Source organism: Flavobacterium sp. KACC 22761, assembly GCF_034058155.1.
Lineage (GTDB): Bacteria > Bacteroidota > Bacteroidia > Flavobacteriales > Flavobacteriaceae > Flavobacterium.
Genome location: NZ_CP139148.1, coordinates 929,790 through 955,492 on the forward strand (window position 1 = coordinate 929,790; position 25,703 = coordinate 955,492).

18 protein-coding genes are annotated in these 25,703 nt (G+C 34.2%); 7 read left to right on the forward strand and 11 right to left on the reverse strand.

From position 1 onward, the window contains the following. Positions 1-53 precede the first annotated feature (53 nt). From rpsJ to rpsL, 4 genes are read right to left on the reverse strand one after another with little or no spacing between them, the layout of a single operon-like run. Positions 54-359, reverse strand: coding sequence for a 30S ribosomal protein S10 (gene rpsJ, locus SCB73_RS04140; RefSeq protein WP_007803605.1), 306 nt, complete (start codon positions 357-359; stop codon positions 54-56). Between the two features lie 10 nt (positions 360-369). Continuing rightward, entirely contained in the window at positions 370-2,526 is a 2,157-nt protein-coding gene (gene fusA / locus SCB73_RS04145) for an elongation factor G (protein WP_026727878.1), read from the reverse strand. Between the two features lie 11 nt (positions 2,527-2,537). Then, positions 2,538-3,014: a 30S ribosomal protein S7 gene (rpsG, locus tag SCB73_RS04150; RefSeq protein WP_026727879.1), complete on the reverse strand. Its 477-nt coding sequence runs from the start codon at positions 3,012-3,014 to the stop codon at positions 2,538-2,540. Positions 3,015-3,038: 24 nt separating this feature from the next. Then, entirely contained in the window at positions 3,039-3,422 is a 384-nt protein-coding gene (gene rpsL / locus SCB73_RS04155; RefSeq protein WP_007136570.1) for a 30S ribosomal protein S12, read from the reverse strand. A gap of 167 nt (positions 3,423-3,589) precedes the next feature. On the opposite strand from rpsL, the gene SCB73_RS04160 reads away from it, so the two are divergent. The 5 genes from SCB73_RS04160 to SCB73_RS04180 all read left to right on the forward strand — a co-directional run bounded on the left by SCB73_RS04160 (position 3,590) and on the right by SCB73_RS04180 (position 11,769). Next, a complete protein-coding gene (locus tag SCB73_RS04160; protein WP_320568862.1) occupies positions 3,590-5,308 on the forward strand; it encodes a BamA/TamA family outer membrane protein in 1,719 nt (572 codons plus the stop codon). An 85-nt stretch (positions 5,309-5,393) separates the two neighbouring features. Further along, positions 5,394-8,639 (forward strand): SusC/RagA family TonB-linked outer membrane protein, encoded by a 3,246-nt coding sequence (locus SCB73_RS04165; RefSeq protein ID WP_320568863.1) that lies wholly within the window; start codon positions 5,394-5,396, stop codon positions 8,637-8,639. Positions 8,640-8,650: 11 nt separating this feature from the next. Further along, complete coding sequence (locus tag SCB73_RS04170) at positions 8,651-10,096, forward strand: SusD/RagB family nutrient-binding outer membrane lipoprotein (protein WP_320568864.1); 1,446 nt, start codon at positions 8,651-8,653, stop codon at positions 10,094-10,096. A gap of 86 nt (positions 10,097-10,182) precedes the next feature. Beyond that, positions 10,183-10,917: a 23S rRNA (guanosine(2251)-2'-O)-methyltransferase RlmB gene (rlmB, locus tag SCB73_RS04175; RefSeq protein WP_320568865.1), complete on the forward strand. Its 735-nt coding sequence runs from the start codon at positions 10,183-10,185 to the stop codon at positions 10,915-10,917. 48 nt (positions 10,918-10,965) lie between these two features. Next, complete coding sequence (locus SCB73_RS04180) at positions 10,966-11,769, forward strand: DUF2490 domain-containing protein (RefSeq protein WP_320568866.1); 804 nt, start codon at positions 10,966-10,968, stop codon at positions 11,767-11,769. A gap of 1 nt (position 11,770) precedes the next feature. Here the strand turns inward: SCB73_RS04180 and SCB73_RS04185 are convergent, their stop codons facing one another. Together SCB73_RS04185 and SCB73_RS04190 are read right to left on the reverse strand one after the other, a co-directional pair. Then, positions 11,771-12,250, reverse strand: a complete 480-nt coding sequence (locus SCB73_RS04185; RefSeq protein ID WP_320568867.1) for a hypothetical protein — start codon at positions 12,248-12,250, stop codon at positions 11,771-11,773. Between the two features lie 89 nt (positions 12,251-12,339). Further along, positions 12,340-13,104, reverse strand: a complete 765-nt coding sequence (locus tag SCB73_RS04190) for a rhomboid family intramembrane serine protease (RefSeq protein WP_320568868.1) — start codon at positions 13,102-13,104, stop codon at positions 12,340-12,342. Between the two features lie 170 nt (positions 13,105-13,274). Between SCB73_RS04190 and SCB73_RS04195 the strand changes: the two genes are divergently transcribed. Further along, on the forward strand, positions 13,275-14,552 hold the full coding sequence (locus tag SCB73_RS04195; protein WP_320568869.1) for a replication-associated recombination protein A: 1,278 nt from the start codon (positions 13,275-13,277) through the stop codon (positions 14,550-14,552). Positions 14,553-14,567: 15 nt separating this feature from the next. Here the strand turns inward: SCB73_RS04195 and SCB73_RS04200 are convergent, their stop codons facing one another. The 5 genes from SCB73_RS04200 to SCB73_RS04220 all read right to left on the reverse strand — a co-directional run bounded on the left by SCB73_RS04200 (position 14,568) and on the right by SCB73_RS04220 (position 19,023). Continuing rightward, positions 14,568-15,362: a hypothetical protein gene (locus SCB73_RS04200; protein ID WP_413927827.1), complete on the reverse strand. Its 795-nt coding sequence runs from the start codon at positions 15,360-15,362 to the stop codon at positions 14,568-14,570. Positions 15,363-15,364: 2 nt separating this feature from the next. Then, positions 15,365-16,051 carry a YjjG family noncanonical pyrimidine nucleotidase gene (locus SCB73_RS04205; RefSeq protein WP_320568871.1) on the reverse strand — a complete coding sequence of 229 codons (687 nt, stop codon included), beginning with the start codon at positions 16,049-16,051 and terminating at the stop codon, positions 15,365-15,367. A 3-nt stretch (positions 16,052-16,054) separates the two neighbouring features. After that, complete coding sequence (gene radC, locus SCB73_RS04210; protein WP_320568872.1) at positions 16,055-16,744, reverse strand: RadC family protein; 690 nt, start codon at positions 16,742-16,744, stop codon at positions 16,055-16,057. A 172-nt stretch (positions 16,745-16,916) separates the two neighbouring features. Then, complete coding sequence (locus tag SCB73_RS04215) at positions 16,917-18,272, reverse strand: UDP-N-acetylmuramate--L-alanine ligase (protein WP_320568873.1); 1,356 nt, start codon at positions 18,270-18,272, stop codon at positions 16,917-16,919. 67 nt (positions 18,273-18,339) lie between these two features. Then, a complete protein-coding gene (locus SCB73_RS04220) occupies positions 18,340-19,023 on the reverse strand; it encodes a tetratricopeptide repeat protein (protein WP_320568874.1) in 684 nt (227 codons plus the stop codon). Between the two features lie 129 nt (positions 19,024-19,152). On the opposite strand from SCB73_RS04220, the gene SCB73_RS04225 reads away from it, so the two are divergent. Continuing rightward, on the forward strand, positions 19,153-25,668 hold the full coding sequence (locus SCB73_RS04225) for an alpha-2-macroglobulin family protein (RefSeq protein ID WP_320568875.1): 6,516 nt from the start codon (positions 19,153-19,155) through the stop codon (positions 25,666-25,668). Positions 25,669-25,703: the final 35 nt, after the last annotated feature.

Below are 25,703 nucleotides of genomic sequence, written 5' to 3' on the forward strand. Positions count from 1 at the left end.
AAAAAAAGCGAGACATTTCTGACTCGCTTTTTATATAAAAAAATAAAAAAAAATTATACTTTTATCTCTACTTCAACACCACTTGGCAATTCAAGTTTCATTAAAGCATCAATAGTTTTAGATGAAGATGAATAAATATCAATCAATCTCTTGTATGACATTACTTCAAATTGCTCTCTCGCTTTTTTGTTAACGTGCGGAGAACGCAATACAGTGAAAAGTTTTTTGTGAGTTGGCAACGGAATTGGACCTGTTACAACTGCTCCAGTAGTTTTTACTGTTTTTACGATCTTTTCAGCAGATTTATCTACCAACATGTGATCGTAAGATTTTAGTTTTATTCTGATTTTTTGACTCATTTTCTTAAAATTAAGCGTTACCTTTTGCTTTTTTGATTACCTCTTCTGAAATATTAGAAGGTGTTTCTGCATAGTGAGAGAACTCCATTGTTGAAGTAGCTCTACCAGAAGATAATGTTCTTAATGTAGTTACATAACCAAACATTTCTGATAAAGGCACATCAGCTTTGATAGTCTTAGCACCATTTCTGTCACCCATGTCATTTACTTGACCTCTACGACGATTCAAGTCACCTACGATATCACCCATGTTTTCTTCAGGAGTAATAACTTCGATTTTCATGATTGGCTCAAGAATAACAGCTCCAGCAGCACGTCCAGACTCTTTATAACCCATTCTAGCAGCTAATTCAAAAGAAAGAGCATCAGAATCCACAGGGTGGAAAGATCCGTCTAATAAAGTTACTTTCAAACTATCAACAGCGTATCCAGCTAACGGACCTGTTTTCATAGCCTCACGGAAACCTTTTTCAACAGCAGGGATATATTCTTTAGGAACGTTACCACCTTTTACCTCATTTACGAACTGTAATCCAACCGGAACTTTACCATCAACTTCATCAGCAGGCTCGATTCTAAATACGATATCACCGAATTTACCACGACCTCCAGATTGTTTTTTGTAAGTTTCTCTATGTTGAGCAGATTTAGTAAACGCCTCTTTGTACTCTACTTGTGGCTCACCTTGGTTAACCTCTACTTTAAACTCACGTTTCATACGATCAACTAAGATATCCAAGTGAAGCTCACCCATACCAGAAATAATAGTTTGACCTGAAGCCTCGTCAGTTCTTACCGTAAATGTTGGATCCTCTTCAGCTAATTTAGCCAAAGCCATACCCATTTTATCAACGTCAGCTTTAGTTTTAGGCTCGATAGCGATACCAATTACCGGCTCTGGGAACTTCATAGATTCCAAGATAATTGGGTGCTTCTCGTCAGACAAAGTATCTCCAGTTTTGATATCTTTAAATCCTACAGCAGCTCCAATATCTCCAGCCTCAATAAATTCGATTGGATTTTGTTTGTTAGCATGCATTTGGTAAATACGAGAGATTCTCTCTTTGTTACCAGAACGAGTATTTAAAACATAAGAACCAGCATCCAAACGTCCAGAGTAAGCACGGAAGAAAGCTAAACGACCTACGAATGGGTCAGTAGCAATTTTAAATGCTAAAGCAGCGAATGGCTCTTTTACATCTGGTCTACGGATAATTTTAGTTTGATCTTCTTCTAATAATTCAGCATCATCAGGGTGAATTCCTTCAATACCTTCTTTATCTAATGGAGATGGCAAATATTTACAAACTGCATCCAACATAAATTGAACACCTTTGTTTTTGAAAGAAGAACCAGCAAGCATAGGAATGATTGCCATATCAATAGTAGCAGCTCTTAAAGCATTATTGATTTCTTCTTCAGTAATAGAATTTTCATCTTCCATATACTTATCTAAAAGATTTTCGTCATAAGTCGCAATCTCTTCGATAAGAATAGAACGGTAGTGCTTAACATCATCAACCATATCAGCTGGGATATCCACAACGTCAAAAGTAGCTCCTTGAGTTTCATCATGCCATACGATAGCTTGATTTTTCACTAAGTCAACAATACCTTTGAAATCTGCTTCATCACCAATAGGCAAAGTAATTGCAACCGCATTCGATTTCAACATATCTTTAACCTGTCCGCACACAGCTAAAAAGTTAGCACCTTGACGGTCCATTTTATTTACGAATCCCATACGAGGAACTCTATATTGATCAGCAAGTCTCCAGTTAGTTTCTGATTGAGGCTCAACACCATCAACAGCACTAAATAAGAAAACCAAACCATCAAGTACACGTAAAGAACGGTTTACCTCTACAGTAAAGTCAACGTGTCCAGGAGTATCAATAATATTAAAGTGGTAAGGTAATGATTCTGGAATAACTTTACCTTGTACAGTTGGGAAGTTCCAAGTACAAGTTGTAGCAGCAGAAGTAATTGTGATACCTCTTTCCTGCTCTTGAGCCATCCAGTCCATTGTCGCAGCACCATCGTGCACCTCACCAATTTTGTGTGACTTTCCAGTATAAAAAAGAATACGCTCAGTTGTTGTTGTTTTACCAGCATCAATGTGAGCAGCGATTCCGATATTTCTTGTATATTTTAAATCTCTAGCCATTTCTTTACGAATTAAAATCTAAAGTGAGAGAATGCTTTGTTAGCTTCTGCCATTTTGTGAGTATCCATTCTTTTCTTAACTGCAGCACCTTCTTCTTTAGCAGCTGCTAAACACTCAGAAGCTAAACGCTGTGCCATAGATTTTTCATTTCTTCTTCTTGAATAAAGTATTAACCACTTCATTGCCATAGAAATTTTTCTGTCTGGACGAATTTGCATTGGGATTTGGAATGTAGCTCCACCAACTCTACGGCTACGTACTTCTACGTGAGGCATAACGTTTGTTAAAGCATCTTTCCAGATCTCTAATGAAGTTTTCTCATCATTTTGCTTTTTAGTCTCGATGATGTCAATAGCATCATAAAATACTTTAAAAGCTGTAGATTTCTTACCATCCCACATTAAGTTGTTCACAAAACGTGTTACTAATTGGTCGTTAAACCTTGGATCCGGTAAAAGTGGTCTTTTCTTTGCCGCTCTTTTTCTCATGTCTTTTTCTTAAAAGTTTTTAAATTACTTTTTTGCTTCTTTTGGGCGTTTAGCACCGTACTTAGATCTTCTTTGCGTTCTTCCTGCAACACCTGACGTATCAAGCGCTCCACGAACGATATGATATCTAACACCTGGTAAATCTTTTACCCTTCCACCTCGCACTAATACTATCGAGTGCTCTTGTAGATTGTGTCCTTCTCCTGGGATGTAAGCATTCACCTCATTACCATTTGTCAAACGTACACGCGCAACTTTACGCATTGCAGAGTTTGGTTTTTTTGGTGTAGTAGTGTAAACACGCGTACAAACCCCTCTTCTTTGAGGACAAGAATCTAAAGCAACCGATTTACTCTTCTTAGTGATCTGAGTTCTTCCTGTTCTTACTAATTGTTGAATTGTTGGCATAATTAATACTAAAAATTATTATGTTTATTAAATTCCCGCTTTTTACGGGGTTGCAAATGTATAAAATATTTTTCACTATACAAACGTTAAATCATTAATTTTCAATAACATTATTTAAGCTTATGATTTTACAAACAAAGAATAGATATTTGCAATACTTTTAACAAATGAAAAACCAGCTTTTGAAACCTCTTTCCCAAATATTCCTTCTTTGCTTGATAAGCCTCTCCTCCTATGCGCAAAATTTTCATTTAACAATCAAAGGAACAAACAAATCTGAAAATAAAATAATTGACTCATTGACCTACAAACCCAATCACATTAATGCAAAATCAATATTTGACGAAATAAAATTGACTTCTGAAAAATTATCAAAAATTGGATATTTAGAAAACAACATTCAAAATACAACCCAAATAAACGACAGTACTTACAGCTCAGAAATCCAACTAAAACAGCAAACAAAATCTATACATATATATATAGGTATAAATAATTCTTTTTTTTATTCTGAAAAAACAAAAAACGACACTATTATTCTTCCTTATAATGAAGTCGAAAATTATTTGAACCAAAAAATAATTGACGCCGAAAAGAAAGGTTTTGCTTTAAGCAAGATCAAATTGGTAAACATCAAAAAAAAGAATTCCATAATTTATGCTGATTTAAATTTTAAATCAGAAAAAAAACGCACTATAAATTCCATCATCCTTAATTATGCCGATGCAAAAGAAAAAGACTTTTTCCCGAAGGGCCACCTAAAGCAACTCAACAAAAAATACCTAAACAAAACATTCAACCAAGAAACCACGCAACAACTCTACGAAGAAATCAACAGCTACGAATTTGTCTCACAAACAAAATACCCGGAAATACTATTCACGACCGATTCAACCAAAATCTATACTTACATTGAAAAAAGGAAAGCAAATACTTTTGACGGATATATCGGATTTTCTAATGATAAAGATGAAAAAATGAATATAAACGGATATATTGATATTTCACTTTTAAACACGCTTCATGCTGGTGAGCAATTTTCTTTATATTGGAAAAGCGATGGGAATCAACAAAAAACCTTTAATACAAAAATTGAAATTCCATATATATTTCAATCTTCATTAGGAATAAAGGCTCAATTAAACATATTCAAACAAGACAGCACCTTTCAAAACACAAAAACCGCAATTGACCTTGGCTATTACATAAATTACAATTCCAGAATTTATGCCGGATATCAGTCAACCGAGTCTAGCGATATTCAAAATGCAAACAATTCACTTATTAGTGATTTCAAAAATTCTTATTTCACATCAAGTTTTGATTATAAGAAAATAGACCACAAAAACAATCTTGTCCCAAGAAAGGCATTAGTCAACTGGATTGTCGGCTACGGAAAAAGAAACACAAACAATAATCCTGAAACAGCAGGGTCAAGCAAACAATTTTACACCAACCTAAACGCATCTTATAATTTCGAAATAAACGACAAGAATTTCATTAACATAAATTCACAAAATTTTTATCTGTCTAGTAAAAATTACATTTCGAACGAATTATACCGTTTTGGCGGTATGAATTCAATAAGAGGTTTTTTAGAAAACAGCCTGCAATGCAACTTCAATTTTTTAATTCTGACGGAATATCGATATAAGTTTTCAAAAAACATTTACATCCATACCATCACTGATTACGGCATTTACCAAGACTTGACATCTACCATTGACCCAAACAAAACTAAAAAGTTAATTGGCGTTGGTCTTGGTTCCGTTTTGCAAACCCCAAACGGATTACTAAAGATAAACCTTACAAACGGGAATCAAAACATTCAAGAATTACAATTATATAACACTATAGTAAACATATGTTATAATGTTAAATTTTAGCAGGAACAGAAAAAAGTTTAAAGTAATATTAGGATAGTTAACAAATTATTAAGAGTTTTGCGATACTAATTCAAAATATTTAAAAATGAAACTAAAGTTCAATGGATTCTTAGTACTTTTCTTAGTACTAGTGGCGCAACTTACTTTTGCGCAAGAAAGAGCCGTTTCGGGTACTGTTTCTGATAATGCAGGAATGCCTCTACCAGGTGTGAGTGTATTAGTAAAAGGAACAAAATCAGGAACGCAAACTGATTTTGACGGTAAATTCACCATCAAAGCATCATCAAGCCAAATTTTGGTATTTAGCTACATCGGGATGAAAACCCAAGAAGTAGCTGCAAGCTCCACTTCTTTAAACGTAAAATTAGCTGCAGCTGCACAAGAACTTGAAGGAGTTGTTGTAACAACTGCATTAGGTATTAAAAGAGAGAAAAAATCTCTTGGTTATTCTGCTCAAACAGTATCTGCTGAACAAGTTGGAACTGTTCCTACAGGAAACTTCACAAATAACTTATCAGGAAAAGTTGCTGGTCTTAGCGTAACTCAAGGTACTAACTTTGGTGGATCTACTAACGTGGTTCTTAGAGGTTACAAATCACTTTTGGGTGATAACCAGGCTTTATTCGTAGTTGATGGTGTGCCAATTTTGAACAACAACGTAAACAGTAATGATCAAAAAAGTGGTAGAGGTGGATACGATTACGGTAACGCTGCATCAGACATCAACCCTAACAACATTGCTGAGATCAACGTATTGAAAGGTGCTGCTGCAACTGCGCTTTACGGATCTAGAGCTCAAAATGGTGCGATCATCATTACAACTAAAAAAGGAAAATCTAGAACTGATTTATCAGTTGAATTCTCTTCTTCTTACACAATGTCTACAGTAGACAGAACAACTTTCCCTAAATACCAACAAGAGTATGGAGAAGGTTATTTTGGACAAAGATTCTCATCTTACAACGGACAACCAAGATCTAGATCTGGAGATGATGCTTCTTACGGACCAAAATATGATGGTTCTTTAGTTTGGCAATATGATGCTTTTACTCCAGGTTCTCCTAATTACGGGAAACAAACTCCATGGAAAGTTGCTGCAAATGGTCCAATCGAATTTTTTGATACAGGAACATCTACAATCAACAATATCTCGTTAAATGGAGGTACTGAAAAAGCTACTTACAGATTAACTTATGCAAACACAGACAGTAGAGACATTTTGCCAAATTCATTATTAAGCAAAAACAACTTTAACTTTGCTGGTACTTACAAATTCAACGACAAATTAAGCTCTACTTTCAATGCGACTTATGTTTCACAAAACACAAGAAACAGAAACTCAACTGGATACGGAGGAAACCAATTAGCTGGTTTCAGACAATGGTGGGCAACAAACGTTGACCTTAACGAGCAAAGAGATCTTTATTTCCAAAGCCGCCAAAACTATACTTGGAACATCAAAAGTGCTGCAGACATTACTCCAGCATACTGGGATAACCCATACTTCCAAAGATATGAGAACTACAACAACGATAGCAGACAAAGAGTTGCTGCTAACGCTAGTATTACTTATGACGTAAACAAAAACTTAAGCTTTACAGGTAGAATTGGTACTGACGGTTTCAACTTAAAAACAGAAGACAGAATTGCTCCAGGTTCAACTCCAGCAACTCTAGGTTCTAACTCAAACCTTCAAAACCTTCCTGCTCAACCATCTGGATATGCATTAGATTTGTATAACTTCAGCGAGCAAAACTATGATTTCTTAGCTACGTACAAAAAAGACTTAAACGAAGATTTAAACCTTAGTGTTCTTCTTGGTTCTAACTACAATGTACAAAGCAGATTCATTAATCAACAAATGACTTCAGGAGGTTTATACATCCCTGGATTGTACACTATCTCTAACTCAGTTTCTGCACCTGCTCTTCCTAGAATCGTAGATACTAGAAAAGAAGTATTAGGTTTATTTGCACAAGCTACATTAGGATACAAAGGAACTTACTACTTAGAAGGTTCTGTTAGAAGAGATGAATCTTCTGCTCTTCCTAAAGACAACAACGCATACTGGTATTCTGCAATTTCAGGAAGTGTTGTTTTCTCAAACTGGTTAAAAGATGTTGAGTTCATCAACTTTGGTAAATTCAGAGCTGCTTATGCTCAAGTAGGTTCTGATACAGATCCAAACCAATTATTGGACAACTATACTGCTAGAACTCCATTCGGAACTCCAGTATATTCATTCAATACTACTGCTAAAAATCCAAACTTAAAACCACAACGATTAGACAACGTGGAGATCGGTTTGAACATGCAGTTTGCACAAAACAGACTTGGATTTGACGTTGCTTGGTTCCAAAACAAAGCTTTCGACCAAATTTTACCATTGCCAGTATCAACTTCTACTGGATCAAACTTCAATACTGTTAATGCTGGAACATTAACTACAAAAGGTTTTGAGGTTACTCTTACAGGAACTCCTGTTAAAACTGACAACTTCTCTTGGGATGTTAGCGTTAACTGGTCTAATCCTAACACTAAAGTTACAGAATTGGCTCCAGGTATTGAAAACATCAACATCAACTCTTTACAAGGAGGTATCAGTATCAATGCTCCATTAAACCAAGACTATGGTCAAATCTGGGGTACAACTTATGTATTAGATGATGCTGGAAACAGAATCATCGGCGCTAACGGTGCATACGAAGTTTCTACAACTACTGACAACAAATTAGGAACTTACCAAGCTGATTGGATTGGTGGTATCAACAACAAATTCAACTACAAAAACCTTTCTTTCAGTTTCTTAATTGACATGAAAAAAGGTGGAAGTGTTTTCTCACTTGACCAATACTACGGATATGGAACTGGTATCTATGCTAACTCTGTTGGAAACAACGACTTAGGAAACCCAGTAAGAAATACGTTAGCTAACGGTGGTGGTGAAATTTTACAAGGAGTAATGGCAAACCCTGCTTACACTCCAACAAACGGACAACCACAATATGTTACAAATACTACAAGATTAGACAGATCTCAATCTAGCCAAGTTTTAGGTACTGACCCACCTGCTGCTGCATTTGTTTATGACGCTGGATTTGTAAAATTAAGAGAGGTTGTATTGACTTATAATCTTCCTTCAAGCATTTTAGGAAGTGCAATTAAAGGAGCTTCTTTTAGTGTAATAGGTAACAATCTTTGGATCATTGACAAAAGCTTGCCATATTCTGATCCAGAAGCAGGATTGTCTTCAGGTAACACACAAGGTTACCAATCAGGACCTATGCCGACAACAAGAAATATTTCTTTTAATGTCAAAGTTAATTTTTAAAAAAAATGAAGATGAAAAAAATCATAGCAATATTAGCAATAGGTCTGTCAATGACAGCTTGTGTTAATGAAGATGCAAACACCGATCCAAACAGTGCTTATAGCACTGTACCGGGGTCATTGATCACTTACGCGCAAAAAGAATTAAGCGATTACACTAATACTCCAAGCGTAAACGAGAACAACTTTAGATTGACAATGCAATACTGGCAAGAAACAACTTACGTAAACGAAAGTAACTACGACTTTACAAACCGTAATGTTTCTAACCAAATTTACTCAGACAACTACGTAAATGTGTTGAACAATCTTGGTAAAGCTAAAACGATCATTAATGCTTACGAACCAACTGCAGATGAAGTAGCTGCTTGGCCAGCAAACAAAAAGACTCAATTAGCTATTATTGATATCCTACAAGTGTACACATATCAGCTTTTGGTAGATACTTTTGGTAATATTCCTTACACTCAAGCTGCAAACCTTGCTCAATACCCATTGCCTGCTTATGATGATGGAGCAACTATTTATGTAGATTTGATTAAAAGAATCAATGATGATATTACTGCTTTAAGCAGTGGAACAGCAAATAGCTTCCCAACTTTCTCTGCTGGAGACAAAATTTATGGAGGTGATCCAGTTGCATGGAAAACATTTGCAAACTCTTTAAAATTAAAACTTGCAATCGGAATCGCTGATTCAAATCCAACTTTAGCACAAACTAACGCACTTGCTGCTATTGCTGCTGGAGTAATAACAACTCCTGCTGGAAATGGACACTTCCCATACCAAGAGGCTTCACCAAACTACAATCCTTTATATGAAAACTTAGAAGCAAGTGGTAGAGAAGATTTCGTAGGTGGAAAAACTTTAGTTGATTACATGAACGCATCTAACGACCCAAGAAGACCTGGATACTTCACAACAGTAAAAGGAAACTATGTTGGTCTTCCAATTGGTGAAGGTGGTGAATTTGCAGATTACTCTCATGCTGGAGATTATGCTTACACACCTGATACTCCAGGAAACATCATCACTGCTACAGAGGTTGCTTTTTATGTTGCTGAGGCAAATGCACGTTGGAATACAGCTGCAGCACCTGCAGCTTACAACGCAGCAGTTACTGCTTCAATCTTAGAATGGGGTGGTACAGCAGCACAAGCTACTGCTTACCTTGCAACAAAACCATACGATCCAGTTAACTGGAAAAAATCAATTGGAGAGCAAGCTTGGGTAGCGATGTACAATCAAGCTTTAGCTGGATGGAATTTCTGGAGAAGATTAGATTTCCCTGTATTACTAGCTCCTCCTACAGCAATTAACAACGCTGGAGGAAAAGTTCCAGTAAGAATGACTTACCCAGTTCTTGAGCAACAAACAAACAATACAAACTGGAAAGCTGCTTCTACAGCAATCGGTGGAGATTTGTTAACTACAAAACTTTTCTGGGATAAATTCTAATTTTAGACCGAAAACATAATACTATAACCACTCTGTTCATTCAGAGTGGTTTTTTTTTATATAAACAATATACCTATATTTGCATCATGGAAAAAGAACATCAAATATTTGGAATTAGAGCCATTATAGAGGCAATTCAGGCAGGAAAAGAAGTTGACAAAGTATTTATACAAAAAGATATTTCTGGAGAATTAATGAAAGATTTAATGAAGGTGATGAAACGTGCCAACATTAATTTCTCTTATGTTCCTGTTGAAAAACTAAATCGCTTGACGCCAAATAACCATCAAGGTGCCGTGGCAACCATATCTCCTATCGGTTTTATTGAATTAGAGCATTTAGTTGAATCTACAATTGAATCTGGCGCAAAACCATTATTTTTAATTTTAGACCAAATTTCCGATGCAAGAAACTTTGGCGCCATCATAAGAACTGCTGAATGTACTGGCGTTAATGGCATCATTATTCAAAAAGCGGGATCAGCACCTGTAAACGGAGATACTGTAAAAACTTCAGCTGGAGCTGTTTTTAATGTGCCAATCTGTAAAGTTGAGCATATCAAAGACGCAATATTTTATTTGCAAGGATCGGGAATCAAAACAGTCGCTGCGACCGAAAAAACAGATCAAAATATTTACGATATTACACTAAATGAACCTGTCGCAATTATCATGGGTTCTGAAGATCGAGGAATAAATCCATCGGTATTAAAAATTGTAGATGAAAAAGCAAAACTGCCAATGTTTGGCTCTATCGGATCATTAAATGTTTCTGTAGCCTGTGGCGCATTTTTATACGAAACGGTTCGCCAAAGAAGCTAAACCATATTAAAGTTAGGATTAGAATGAATAATTAAACACTATTAATTAATGCTTTCAAAATCTAATTCAATACAAAAATTAACTTTTCTCCGATGGCTGTTTGTTCTTTTTCTAATAACAAACAGCTACGGACAAAATACCACTTACAATCAGTTTTGGAATGAAATTCAGTTCAATCAGACCATAAATAAAAAATGGTCAACTGAACTAGATTTAGCTGCGGCTTACAGCGGGGCAGAATCCTCATCAAACCTATTTGAAAACACCATTCAGAGATCAGCTAGAGCTTGGGGGCATTATTACTTTTCTCCAAGATGGAAATTCTCAACTTTCATAGCTTATTTCAACAATCGAGATGTTCCTGAAATTGGTCAATTTGAATCGCCCGAATGGCGTTTTGCACTTCAAGGAATTTACTACTTTCATAAAACTGGCTATACTTTAAGTACCAGAATGCGTACCGAATTTCGTCATTTGCGAAATAAAGATGATGAGTATGAAAACGTTTTCCGATACCGACAACAAGTAAAATACATGCAACCACTAAACAGTAAAGTATTAAGATCGGGTGTTGTATATGCAGTGGCATCAGATGAAATTTACTTAAAATCTGGAGCAAAAGTTACTGGAGAAAGTTTCTTTGACCGAAACAGATTTAATATTGGTGCTGGTTATTTATTTACAGATGACATCCAGTTTGAACTAACATACTGCAATGAATATCTTCCGAGAAACAGTGGTAATCAAACTACAAATGCAGCTTCGGTCACGATTACTTTTAACAACCTTATTAGAAATCTTCAAAAGAAATTAAAAAACCATACCCCGACTGAAATTAAAGACGAGGATTAAATCAATCTTCTTTTTTTAAGAAACATGCAAGCTGCTCTTTAATAGCGTTTTTGTGAAGTTTAAAATTATAGCTACGTACAAATTCAGTTCCCTGCATATTAATTTCGGCAGTCACAGCCTCAAATTGAGAAAAAGAATTTACATCATTTTTATCAATTAAATAAAGCACCTGCATAATTGAATCATTATGAATATACTCTGTATCATAATGCGCCAATTTATAAATTTTATTATCTGCTAAATGCATGATTAAATCATCTTTGATTTTTTTCCCTTCTTTTTTTGACGGAAAAGGTGTTGGCTGCAAAGCAATAAAATAATGCTCTTTGTCAGTAACAATATTTATTTTTAATGATTTTGAGTTTGTGGTGTAAAAAACAGCAGGGCCAAAATAATACATCATTGTACCATCTGCGAGTACTCTATTTTTTACATCGCACTGTGCGGTTGTCTCAAAGCTGATTAAAATAAAAAAAATCAAAATTGTATAACTGATCATTCTCATACCAAACCAAAATTAAAATACGATTAACAAAAGTACTCTTTTTAAATCAAATCATGAATTTGCATTCACATTTTATCCTCTGATTCTGATTTGGTTACAACATAATAAACAGGAAAATTTGAACTAAAATAATTATGCCCTAAATCTGATTCCTCCTCTTGAATTTCTGTATTGACAAAATTTCCGTTTTCATCAAAATGTTTCATGAAAGGATCTTCTTCTGGGTTAAAATCAGGCCTTTGCCAATCGTACACAATAGGTTTTATGTATTCTGGCGTTTTATAAAATAATGAAAGCCCAAAACCGGTTATCAAACCGGCCAAATGACCTTCCCATGAAATGGTAGCATCAACATCTGGGAAAACATACCAAATCATTCCTCCGTACAATAAAATCACCGACAGCGAAAGTGCGACCAAACGATAATAGCCTGTTTGAATTCCTTTAAAAAAAATAAAACTGACCAAAACATATATTAAGCCGCTTGCGCCAATATGATAATTTTCCCGACCAATAATCCAAGTGATTAAGCCAGAAAATAAAATTCCATAACCAATAACCGCAACAGTTTGTTTGGGATAAAAATATTGCAACGCCGTAAGCAAAACCAAAAGCGGAATTGAATTGTTGTACAAATGTTCCAAATTTTCATGAATGAAAGGACTAAATAAAATGCCTTGTAGCCCCGAAAAATCCCTTGGATAAATTCCGTTTTGGTAAAAATCAAAATCAAATCGAATTTGAACCCAATAAATGATCCACAAAAAAAGGACAAAAAAAAGTGGGAGCGCAATTACAGCAGTTGAAAACTTAAAATCTTTATCACTCATATTTTTGAAAAATCTGTTCTATTAACGGCATCAAAAAACTGTCCAAATCTAATTTACTGATAATTTGTCATATTATAAAAATGTTGCAGATTGTAACAATCCTCCTCTGAATCATTTGTTTTAACTTTTAAGAGACAAAATTTAAAATTAAAAAACAGTAATTTTGTAATATGGAAGCACCTTTAGCCGAGCGTATTCGCCCACAAAAATTAGAAGATTATGTAAGTCAGAGTCATTTAGTTGGCCCTAACGGATCTTTAACACAACAAATTTCAAAAGGAATTATTCCGTCTTTAATCTTTTGGGGGCCTCCAGGCACAGGAAAAACTACTTTGGCACAAATTATTGCACAAGAATCCAAACGTCCTTTTTATATCTTAAGCGCAATAAATTCTGGCGTAAAAGATATTCGTGATGTGATTGACAAAGCAAAGCAAAGCGGTGGACTATTTACGGCCAAAAATCCAATTTTATTTATTGATGAGATTCATAGATTCAGTAAATCGCAACAGGATTCGCTTTTGGCGGCAGTTGAAAAGGGCTGGATCACGTTAGTTGGTGCAACAACAGAAAATCCAAGTTTTGAAGTTATTCCCGCACTATTGTCGCGTTGTCAGGTGTACATCTTAAACGCGTTTACAAAAGAAGATTTGGAAGCGCTATTGCATCGAGCGATGAAAGTAGATGTCTATCTCGCTTCCCAAAAAATAATTCTAAAGGAAACGGAAGCTTTATTACGACTTTCTGGCGGAGATGGCAGAAAACTGCTCAATATTTTTGAATTGGTTGTAAATGCATCTGCAGGTGACGAAATTACAATCACCAATGATCGCGTTTTTGAGCTTGTGCAGCAAAATACTGTTTTGTATGACAAAACGGGTGAGCAACATTATGATATTATTTCAGCATTTATAAAATCAATTCGAGGAAGTGACCCTAACGGAGCCGTTTATTGGCTTGCGCGAATGATTGAAGGCGGTGAAGATGTAAAATTTATTGCCCGAAGAATGTTGATTTTGGCCAGCGAAGATATCGGCAATGCCAATCCAACGGCACTTATAATGGCCAATAATACTTTTCAAGCTGTAACAACTATTGGCTATCCTGAGAGCCGTATTATTTTGAGCCAATGTGCCATTTATTTAGCGACATCTCCTAAAAGCAATGCATCGTATATGGCAATTGGAAGTGCGCAACAATTGGTAAAACAAACCGGAGATTTACCAGTGCCTCTTCATTTAAGAAATGCACCAACCAAATTAATGAAAGAATTAGGTTATGGCGACGATTATAAATATTCGCACGATTATGCCAATAATTTTGCCGAACAGGAATTTTTGCCAGATGCCATAAAAAAAACGGTTCTTTACAATCCGGGGAACAATTCTAGAGAGAACAGCACCCGCGAATTTTTAAAGAACCGCTGGAAAGATAAATATGGTTATTAAAACCAGATTTTATTTTTAGAATTTAACTGAAACTTTCTCAGAAACTAATTTATCATTTTGGTAATACTCAAAAAACCATTGATTGTCTTTTGCATTCAAAGTTCCTTGAACTCCATCTTTAATGGCAATGAATGAATCTGGACGTGAAGTTTTCAATAGTTTCATTACCACTTTTGGTGTTTTATCAATTAATTGAAATCCGTTCTCTGTTGGCTGTGCGTAAAGCAAGTTTGGATCTGTAACATCTGCAACTGGAGTTGCAATTGTAGTTTGAACTTGTGTTTGAGCAGGTTTTGCTGTTGCTGTCGCCGCCACCGCAACTGGAGCCGCTGTAATCATACCCGTTTTTCCGATAGGAGTCACGGTTTTTCCGCTATATTTGTAATGAAGACCGTTGATTGAAACAAAAGCCATATTCAAACTTTCTCTATAAGCGGCTTCATAATCTTTTTCTTTGCTTTTTCCAATTTCAGAAGTGTAAACTACGGTTCCGTAACAATCTTTTAGCTCTACAAAAAGTTTAGTAACTAAAAAACCGTTGTCTTTTTTTACATCCATATATAAAAGTTGGCAACGATCACTAAGATCCGCTGGAAGTTCTTCATTTGCATAAAAAGCCTGAAAACCTGCTTTAGTCAAATTTCCTTTGCTAATTGTTGACATTCTGTATTGATTGTCTGATTTTAAGAAATCATATCTCAAAGGCACGATAACTGCTTTGTAATCATTAACAGCTTGTGCAGATTGGGCAGACTGTGCAAACCCAACAACCGAAACAAAAAGTACAGTCAACAAAAATTTAATTTTCATCATTATAAATATTTTTTAAGTTCTAATAAATGGTTTATTTGTTTAATATTTTGAGCAACTTCAATTTTTTTCTCATTAAAAAAAATGGCATCCAAACCTGCATTTAGTGCACCATTGACATCAGCGTCTAAGCAATCGCCAATCATGATGCTGTTTTCTTTTGAAGCCTGAGCCAAATTAACAGCGAAATCAAAGATAATACTATTTGGTTTTTTTACACCAGCCAATTCAGAATTTGTAATGGTATCAAAATAACTTGAAAGTGATGCATTGTTGATTTTCTTATCTTGAACTTTTGCAAAGCCATTTGTAATGATATGCAGCCTATATTTTGGTTTAAGATATTCCAATACTTCAATAGCGCCATCAAAAAGATGATTATTGTCTGTCAAAAACTCAATATAATCATTTGCAATTTCGTTGATACTTTCATCTGAAATTTTATAATTCAAAGCATCAAATGAAAGCTTCAATCTGCTGTAGCGCAATTCAACATGGGTTATTTCATCGTTTTGATATAATTTCCAACAAGACTGATTAATAGGAATATATTTTTCAATAAAATCCTCAGTTTTGATTTCTGGATATTTTGTTTTGAAAATACGATCAAAAGCCATTTCTGAGTTTTTGTCAAAATCCCAAAGGGTATGGTCTAAATCAAAAAAGACGTCGGTAATAGTGGTATTCATAATCTAAAAAATTCCTTCATCTACAAAACTATAATATTTTGATTCAGTTATGATCAAATGGTCTAAAACTTTAACATCTAAACTTTCTCCTGCTTGTTTGATTCGTTTTGTAATTTGTTTATCGGCTTCGCTTGGCAATACATTTCCTGAAGGGTGATTGTGACACAAAATCAAGCCAGTAGCTCCATTTTCTAACGCCAATTTAAAAATCAGGCGTACATCAACAATAGTTCCCGTGATACCGCCTTTGCTTAATTGCGATTTCGAAATAACTTTGTTAGAATTATTCAGAAAAAGTACCCAAAATTCTTCATGCGCCAATTCGCCAATTATGGGAAGCATCAATTCAAAAACCAATTTGCTGGAAGTTATTTTAATCAATTCGAGTGCATCCTCAACACGTCTTCTTCTACCAAGTTCAAGCGCGGCAATAATTGCAATGGCTTTGGCCTCTCCTATTCCTTTAAAATTCATTAATTGAGAAATGGACATTTTTCCCAAAGCATTTAGACTATCAGCACTCGCCAAAATCCTTTTGCTCAATTCTACCGCCGATTCATTTCGGCTTCCTGAACCAATCAAAATAGCTATTAATTCGGCATCACTTAACGCATTTTTTCCTTTCAACATTAACTTTTCACGAGGTCTATCATCTTCTGACCAATTGGGAATTGGGAAATGAGATTTTTCCATATTTAAATAAATTTTCGAAAAGCGAAGATATTTAAAAAGAAAGGAAAATCGTTCAAAATAAAAAGAATTAGATAATTTGAAAATTTACTAATTAGAAAATTCCAAACTCAAAAAAAAAGCCGATTGTCTATAACAATCGGCATATTATCTCATTGACTAATTTTCACATTATCTAATTAATCAATCCTTTTACTTCATCAAAATTCAAACCTCCGTAATTTCCAGAACTCATTAATAAAAGCGCCGAATTATCTAAATTCAAATTGAACAAATATTCTTTGAATTCAGCCGGATTTGTATATATCACAAGATCTTCACGATTAAATGCTTTTGCAATTTGTTCGTAAGTTACTTCTTCAAGCTGTTTGATTTTTACAGCATCTGGCGAATAAAAAACTACTGCAACATCAGCATATTCTAACGCGCCTTCATATTCTTTCAAAAATTCAGCATTTAAACTGCTGTACGTATGAAGTTCTAAACAAGCCACTAATGTTCGGTTAGGATATTGCTCTTTTACCGCTTTTGTTGTTGCCGCAACTTTGCTTGGTGAATGCGCAAAATCTTTATAAGCTACTTTTCCTTTTCCTTCAGCAATTTTTTCCAAACGTTTAGATGCTCCTTTAAAACTTGCAATTGCTTCATAAAAATCGGCTTCATCAACGCCCATATTTTGGCAAATCCATTTGGCTCCAGCCAAATTATTCAAATTGTGTGCGCCAAAAACTTCGATTGGCATATCACCTTCTGGAGTTGCTAATAAAGTTACTCCATCGCTAACTTTATAATTTGGAGTTGAATACGCTAATTTGCGAATTGGATTTGTCGCAGCTTCGGCAACGCGTTTTACTTCTGGATCATTTTCATTGTAAACCAAAATTCCTCCATTCGTAATTTTTTGAATAAAAATCTCAAATTGCTCCACATAATTTTCATACGTTGGAAACACATTGATATGATCCCATGCAATTCCAGAAATCAAGGCAATGTTCGGTTGATACAAATGAAATTTCGGGCGTCTGTCAATTGGCGAAGACAAATATTCATCACCTTCTAAAACCATAAAATCATTTTCTTCAGTCAAATGCACCATAGTGTCAAAACCTTCCAATTGCGCGCCAACCATATAGTCAACTGCAATATTATGGTAATGCATTACGTGCAAAATCATCGAAGTGATTGTTGTTTTTCCGTGTGAACCACCAATTACAACACGTGTTTTATTTTTAGATTGCTCGTATAAAAATTCTGGATATGAGTAGATTTTCAACCCCAATTCCTGCGCTTTTAGCAATTCTGGGTTATCTGCTTTTGCATGCATTCCTAAAATGATTGCATCAATATCTGCAGTTATTTTTTCTGGAAACCAACCTAGTTCAGCTGGCAAAATTCCTTTTTTCTCTAATCTTGATTTTGATGGTTCAAAAATAGCATCGTCACTTCCTGTAACTTGATATCCCTTGTTATGCAATGCTAATGCCAAGTTGTGCATCGCACTTCCGCCTATCGCGATGAAATGTGTCTTCATTTAAATTCCAATTATTAAATTACAAATTCCAATATAGTATCGAATTTGTCTTTTGAGATTTTTTATTTTAAGCTTCAGATTTTCGCTTTAAATCCTGTGCTTTTTTTGTGTCTTTTAATTTGTTCAAATATAAATTATATAATTTTTGAAACGTTACTTTTGAATTACCAATTTCATGCGCTTTCTTATAATTTTTTTCGGCCGAATCATATCTTTTAAAATATTCATCGATTCGTCCTCTTGACAAATAGCCATCAATTGGAGAAAATTGTGCCAGCTCATTTGAATAGGCAAGTGCTTTTGATTCGCTTCCGCCAAGAATTCCAGGCAATTGCAAATAAATTTCAATTAACGCCCATCTTGCCTGAACATGTTTCGGATTGAGTTCGATTGCTTTTTCAAAAGCTTCTTTCATGTCGCCCACCATCCCGAAAGCTTTTATTTTATTGACTTCTAAAGAATGCATTGCGAGACAGCCTCCATATTTAAAAAAATAATCGGCTACAGTTGGTTTCAATTCTTTTAATTTTTTGAAATATTCAGCGCCTTTTACCCAGGATTTTTGATGTGCTGCGATTTCACCTAAATATTCAAGTGTTTTTATATCCGAAGGTTTTGTTTTTAAATTGGCTTCAAATAGAGGTTCGGCTTCTTCGTATTTTTTGGTATTAAATAGCTTCTCTGCTCTTTCAAAAGACTGTGACCAACAACACATTGGCATAATTAAGAATAAAAGTAGCAGCTTTTTCATATATCAAAAATAAGGAAATATAAAATGCGATTTGCTTTTAAATATAAATTAGTAATTTGTACGAAAATTATTTTTAATCTGAGCCAACCTTTTCTACGAAATAAATCTCTATACAAGAAAAGCCAATTTATGAAAAACATATTATTCGTCTTCTTATTCCTTTCAACAGCAATTTTTGCACAACAAAACGACAAAAAATGGAGCAAAATTATTGCTCTTGAAAAAGAAGGAAAAATAAAATCTGCCAATCAAATTGTCGCCGACATTTACAAAAATGCAAAAACCAAAAAGGACGAAGAACAAATCATAAAATGCTTTTTCTATCAATCTAAATACATGCAAATTCTGGAAGAAAATGCACAATCTAAGATTATAAACAATCTGAAATCAACTATAAATCAAGTTTCGATTCCTTCAAAAGCGATTCTAAAAATAGTTTATGCCAAATGTCTGAGCAATTATTTAGTCAAAAACAACTCTCAGATAAACCAAAGAACAAACCTTGAAACATCTCCTACTGATTTCCTGACATGGTCACCTAAAAATTTTGAAGATCAAATAAATACCACACTAAAAGAAACGCAACAAAATGAAAATTTGCTTAAAAACACATCATTAAGCAAATACGAATCTATATTTGATTATGCGACTTCAGAAAAATTTAAAACCGAGAATTTATATGATTATGTTTTAAGCGAAAACATAACTTTTTATACGCAAAAATTACATACTTGGGAAATCTCTAAAACTGTTTTTATTTCTTATAGAAAAGATTTTTTCGCTGATCCCTCAACATTTTCAAAACTGAATTTAGATTTTATTACAAATGAAAATCTCCGTTTGGTTATTTCACTCTATCAAAAAAAAGAAAGCAACAGTCCAACTCTAGACAATCAGTTTGAACGCTTTGTTTTTTGCAAAAATTTCATGTTTCAAAACGACGAAGATTATTTTAAAGTACTAAATAAACTTCAGAAAAAAGCGGATGACAAAATATTGATTCAAAAAATCCAATTAGAAAAAGTGCAATATTTAATTCCATTTGCATCAAAATCGCTTCATCCAGATTACAACAGCAAAGCTCTTGCGACTTTAGATAGTATTATAAACATTAACAACAGATCAAACGAGCAAAAGAAAGCTATAATCCAAAAGCAAAAATTGCTTTCGAAATCATTGGCAATTCAACTTCAAAAATACATTTATGAAAACGAAAACACTCGTGCTTTTATACGATATAAAAATGTTGAACATTTAAAAATTTCATTTTATAAAATCAATCAAAGAGACGTTTCTTTTTTTATTGGATATAATAATCCCAGAAACCTCAAAGCCGACGAAATAGTAAAAACCAAACAGCCAGAAATAACAAAAACTTATGAGTTAAAAAACAAAAAAGATCATTTTGAATATACTACAGAAGTAGTATTGCCAAATTTAAAAACCGGATCTTACCTTGTTTATTTTGAAACTGAAAAAGATACGAAGGACGAAAAAGTAAGTGATTTTGAAATCTTGACAGCAACCAATTTCACGATCGTGGCATCAGAAAACAATAAGATTGAAACCTATCAAGTTTTAGATCGAAAAAATGGAAATCCTCTAACAAATGTAAAAGTGAGTTCACCAAGATTTACGGCCATAACCGATAAAAACGGCAAGGTTTCTTATAAAAAACCAATGAAAGGCGAGTATTTCGAGACACTCCAAGTTTCAGCTGAAAATGACACAATTACGATCGGCAACAACTATATTTCACGTGACCGAATTTATCCGATGGATATTCAAGAGAATTCAGTCGCTAAAGTTGAATTTTACTTGGATCGGGCCATTTATCGTCCGGGGCAAACTGTTTATTTCAAAGGAATTGCAATTCAAAAAAACAATGACAAAACCACTGTGGTTCAAAATACTGATTTCAAAATTTTAATTCAAGATCCCAATTTTACGAATCTAAAAGAGTTTGATGTCAAAACAAATGAATTTGGATCTTTTTCTGGAGAATTTGCCTTGCCTAAAACCGGATTAACGGGCAATTATAAAATTACAGCTCAAAAACCTGCGGATTTTGATACCAAAAAAGTGGATTTTAACTATTCTCAAACCCAATTTAGAGTTGAAGAATATAAACGTCCAAAATTTGAAATCACATTTGATCCTAAAAAAGAAACTTTTCAAATCAATCAATTGGTTAAAGTAAAAGGTCAAGCAAAAGCTTTTGCAGGAAGTACTATTTCAGATGCCACAGTAAGTTATACTGTTACGCGATATACGAGTTTTACAAATAATTATTTCGGAAGAGAAAACGAAGAAGAAATTACTGAAGGTGAACTAAAAACCGATGCTTCTGGCAAATTTACAATTGAGTTTCCTGCACTTCCTGATGAAAATTTGGAGAAAAAAGAATTACCCATTTTCACTTACGAAATTGAAGTTGAAGTAACTGATATCAATGGAGAAACACATGACTCTAAAACGACTGTAAAAGTGGGTTATCATGATTTGATTCTAGAAACTGGAATGCCAAATAAAATTGAAACCAAAGATAAAAATGAAATTTTCCTGACCAGCACTAACCTCAACGGCGAATTTAAGGCTACAAGAGGCGAAGTGAAAATCTATTATGTTCGTCCGTTTTTGAATAAATTCAAACCAAGAAGTTCAGAAAAACCAGAAATTGAAACCATTTCGGATCAAGATTTTGAAAAATTATTTCCTTATGAAATTACAGGAAAAGAATTTTTGAATGAACCAAAAGAAACTTTGGTTTACTCCAAAAAAGTCGATACTGAGAAAGACAAAAAACTTATTCTGGATTTTATTTCAAATTACAAATCAGGAAACTACAAAATTGTTTTTAGCGCAAAAGACAGTTTTGGCAATCTAATTGAAGCAAAAACAAATTTTGAGCTTACACAAAGCAAAGACAACTTCAATACAAGCAAATTATTTACCGTACAGCAACTGAATGAAGATCCTAAAAAAGATGGTTTTGTTGAGCTAAAACTCACTTCGCCAATTGAAGAACTATATATAAATACAATCGGAAATTATAAAAACGCACTATTTTTTGAAGAAACAAATCATCTTCAACACAATGAAGTTGTAATTAAAATTCCACTTAAACCTGAGTTCGAAAAAATCTTGAAAATAACTTTCGAAAGCATTTTTGAAAATCAAGCTTTTAATGAAGAATTAAACGTCACGTTAAAAAGTAAAATTCCTAAATTAGAATGGAAAACAGAAACTTTTAGAAGCAAAATCGAGCCTGGCAGCAGTGAAAATTGGTCTTTTCAGTTAAAAGCAGAAAACACTAAAAAAGAGTATGAACTTTTGGCTTCGATGTATGACAGTTCTTTAGATAAATTCACAATTAAAAATTGGGCAGCACCAACTTTATATGACTACAATTATAATTCTTCAAACAGAAAAACGATATTAGGTTTTGGCCAAATCTATAAAACGATTGGAAACTTAAACAGTTACCTTCCGAAGATGGAATATTCAACCCAGTCGACTAACTTAATTTGGTTTGGTTTTGATTTTAATAATCCAAATGCGGTTTATCAGCAAAGTCAATATTTAAAACAGCTTTCAAAAAAAGTGAGAAAACCGGCAAATGCAAAACTAATTTCAGGAATTATTACAGACTATGAAGGATTGCGACTTCCCGGAGCTTCTATAACTGTAAAAGGCACGCAAAGAACCACAATTTCAGATTTCGACGGTTATTACGAAATCGAAGCAGTTCCTGGCGAGGTATTAATTTTCTCTTATATCGGCTCAAAAACAGCTTCAATTACTGTAACCGATACTCAAGTTATAAATCAAATTTTAGAAAACGATTCTAGCCAATTGAATGAAGTTATAGTAACCGGTTATGGTGTTACTAAAAAAAAGGAATCACTTTCATATGCAGTAGCAAGAGTTGAAGCAATGGAAGTTAGTAATGAAATGCGTGTTGGACCTGCATATATGCTTGCCGGAATTACTCCAGGAGTAAAGCTCGTAGCGAGTGATGCAGTTGATCCTGAATATTATTTCAAAACCGATAAAGTAACGTTTGTTCCTGGCCAAAAAATAACAAGTGGCTTAACATCGATGGTAATAAATATTGCAACACTATATATACTTGATGGCGAAATTTCATCTGAAGAAAACTTCAAAAAAATAAATCCAGAAGATTTGCTTGACATCGACTTTTTAAATCCAGACAAAGCAACAAAACTTTATGGAAGCAAAGGTTCTTCGGGAGCAATACTTATTACGACCAAAAAATCTTTAGAAGTATTAAGCGAGGTAAAAGCTCGAAAAAATCTGTCTGAAACTGCTTTCTTTTTTCCACATTTAAAAACAGATGATAAAGGAAATATAAGTTTCAACTTTACTTCGCCTGAAGCTTTGACAACTTGGAAATTTCGTTTGTTGGCGCATAATAAAGATGCTGTTTCGGGTTATTTGGAGAAAAGCGTTGTGACACAAAAGGAATTAATGGTTTTACCGAATTTCCCTCGCTTTTTGAGAGAAAAAGATACAATTGTCATTAGTGCCAAAATTTCAAACGTGACGAATGAATTAAAAACCGGAATCGCAAGTTTGCTGTTTTTCGACGCCACAACGATGCAACCAATTGATGCGAAAATGCTGAATGCAAAAAACATCAAAAACTTTACAATTCCTGCTTTTGGCAACACAACGGCAACCTGGACGATTGCAATTCCTGAAGGTTTGCAAGGCGTTCAATATAAAATTGTCGCAAAAGCTGGAAATTTCTCAGATGGCGAAGAAAACATTCTTCCGGTTTTGACCAATAATATGCTCGTTACCGAAAGTATTCCGCTTTGGGTTCGCGAGAATTCAACTAAAGAATACACTTTTGAAAATCTAAAAAACAACAATTCTTCGACTTTACGAAACCATCAGTTTACGTTTGAATATACGTCAAATCCAACTTGGATCGCCATTCAGTCGCTTCCCTATTTAATGGAATACGAACATGAATGTGCCGAGCAGACTTTTGCTAGATTTTATGCCAATGCTTTAGCATCTGAAATTATTTCGAGCAATCCGAAAATTGCAACCATTTTTGAAACTTGGAGAAAAAACGGAAAACTGCATTCTAAATTAGAAGAAAACGAAGAATTAAAATCAATAATCCTCGCCGAAACGCCTTGGCTGAAAGATGCACAAAGTGAAGATGAAAAGAAGAAAAACTTGGCGCTTTTGTTTGATTTAGAAAAAATGAAAACTTCGCAAGAAGCAACTTTTGAAAAATTAAAACAGAAACAAAAAGCTTCTGGAGGTTTTCCATGGTTTGACGGCTACGACGAAAGCGAATATATTACAAGACATATTCTCGCTGGGCTTGGACACTTGGCTAAGCTGAGCCAATCTGAAGAAAATGAAGAAAAAATAGATGAAATTGCTAAAACTGGTATTCTATTTTTAGACAACAAATTTCTAGAATATTATAGAAGCAGAATCCAAAATTTAAAACCAACAGAAAAATTAATCTGGATCAATCCCTATTCTGATTTGCATTATTTGTATACTAGAAGTTTCTTTTTGGAAAAATATCCTTTATCGGATGAGCTAAAAAAAGCTTCAAAATTATATTTAGAAACAGCTAAAAAAGATTGGTTGCAATATTCTATTTATGAGAAAGGATTGGCTGCATTGACTTTAAATCGTTTTGGAGAAAAAGAAAGCGCTAAGAAAATCATCGAAAGTTTAAAAGAAACGTCCTCAAACAACGAAGATTGGGGAATGTATTGGATTTCGAATAAAGCGGGTTGGTATTGGTATCAAGCGCCTATTGAAACTCAGGCTTTATTAATTGAGGCTTTCGCCGAAGTGACAAACGACGCCAAATCGGTCGATGCAATGAAAGTATGGCTTTTGAAAAACAAACAAAACAAAAATTGGCCCACAACAAAATCAACAACCGAAGCTATTTATGCTTTATTAATGCAAGGAACCGATTGGCTTTCGGTAAAAGACAATACAGTTATAAAATTGGGCGACGAGAAAATCGTTACTAAAAAACTTTCCGAAAATGAAAAAGAAGCCGAAACGGGTTACATTAAACTAAACTGGAAACCGGAAGAAATCAAAAAAGAAATGGCTTCAATAAAAATCGAAAACAAATCTAAAGTTCCAGGTTTTGGAGGTGTGTATTGGCAATATTTTGAAGATTTAGATAAAATCAAAAATAACTCGGGAGCAGTTTTATCGGTTTCGAAAGAATTGTATCTAAAGAAAAACACTTTAAAAGGCGACGAATTACAAAAAATAACAACCGTAAATTCTTTAAAAATTGGAGATTTAGTTACAGTTCGTTTAATTATCACTTCTAAAGAAGATATGGAATATGTTCATTTAAAAGATATGCGTGCTTCTTGTTTTGAGCCCAAAGATGTTCTATCAGGATATCAATACAAAGATCGCTTACGATTTTATATGAGCACAAAAGATGCCGCAACACATTTCTTTTTTGATCACATCAACAAAGGAACCTATGTTTTAGAATATGACATCAGAGTGAATAACAGTGGTGAATTCTCAAACGGAATTACAACAATTGAAAGTATGTATGCGCCAGAATTTTCGAGTCATACAAAAGGGATTAGAGTGAAAGTGAATTAACTCAAATTCCAAATTTTAAATTCCAAATTCCAAAA

Excerpts from the sequence above, each read along its gene's own strand:
- rpsG (WP_026727879.1), bottom strand. The coding sequence starts at position 3,014 with ATGAGAAAAAGAGCGGCAAAGAAAAGACCACTTTTACCGGATCCAAGG.
- fusA (WP_026727878.1), bottom strand. The coding sequence starts at position 2,526 with ATGGCTAGAGATTTAAAATATACAAGAAATATCGGAATCGCTGCTCAC.
- radC (WP_320568872.1), bottom strand. The coding sequence starts at position 16,744 with ATGGAAAAATCTCATTTCCCAATTCCCAATTGGTCAGAAGATGATAGA.
- SCB73_RS04190 (WP_320568868.1), bottom strand. The coding sequence starts at position 13,104 with ATGAGTGATAAAGATTTTAAGTTTTCAACTGCTGTAATTGCGCTCCCA.
- rpsL (WP_007136570.1), bottom strand. The coding sequence starts at position 3,422 with ATGCCAACAATTCAACAATTAGTAAGAACAGGAAGAACTCAGATCACT.
- rlmB (WP_320568865.1), top strand. The coding sequence starts at position 10,183 with ATGGAAAAAGAACATCAAATATTTGGAATTAGAGCCATTATAGAGGCA.
- SCB73_RS04180 (WP_320568866.1), top strand. The coding sequence starts at position 10,966 with ATGCTTTCAAAATCTAATTCAATACAAAAATTAACTTTTCTCCGATGG.
- SCB73_RS04165 (WP_320568863.1), top strand. The coding sequence starts at position 5,394 with ATGAAACTAAAGTTCAATGGATTCTTAGTACTTTTCTTAGTACTAGTG.
- SCB73_RS04225 (WP_320568875.1), top strand. The coding sequence starts at position 19,153 with ATGAAAAACATATTATTCGTCTTCTTATTCCTTTCAACAGCAATTTTT.
- SCB73_RS04170 (WP_320568864.1), top strand. The coding sequence starts at position 8,651 with ATGAAAAAAATCATAGCAATATTAGCAATAGGTCTGTCAATGACAGCT.
- SCB73_RS04215 (WP_320568873.1), bottom strand. The coding sequence starts at position 18,272 with ATGAAGACACATTTCATCGCGATAGGCGGAAGTGCGATGCACAACTTG.
- SCB73_RS04195 (WP_320568869.1), top strand. The coding sequence starts at position 13,275 with ATGGAAGCACCTTTAGCCGAGCGTATTCGCCCACAAAAATTAGAAGAT.
- SCB73_RS04200 (WP_413927827.1), bottom strand. The coding sequence starts at position 15,362 with ATGAAAATTAAATTTTTGTTGACTGTACTTTTTGTTTCGGTTGTTGGG.
- rpsJ (WP_007803605.1), bottom strand. The coding sequence starts at position 359 with ATGAGTCAAAAAATCAGAATAAAACTAAAATCTTACGATCACATGTTG.
- SCB73_RS04160 (WP_320568862.1), top strand. The coding sequence starts at position 3,590 with ATGAAAAACCAGCTTTTGAAACCTCTTTCCCAAATATTCCTTCTTTGC.
- SCB73_RS04220 (WP_320568874.1), bottom strand. The coding sequence starts at position 19,023 with ATGAAAAAGCTGCTACTTTTATTCTTAATTATGCCAATGTGTTGTTGG.
- SCB73_RS04205 (WP_320568871.1), bottom strand. The coding sequence starts at position 16,051 with ATGAATACCACTATTACCGACGTCTTTTTTGATTTAGACCATACCCTT.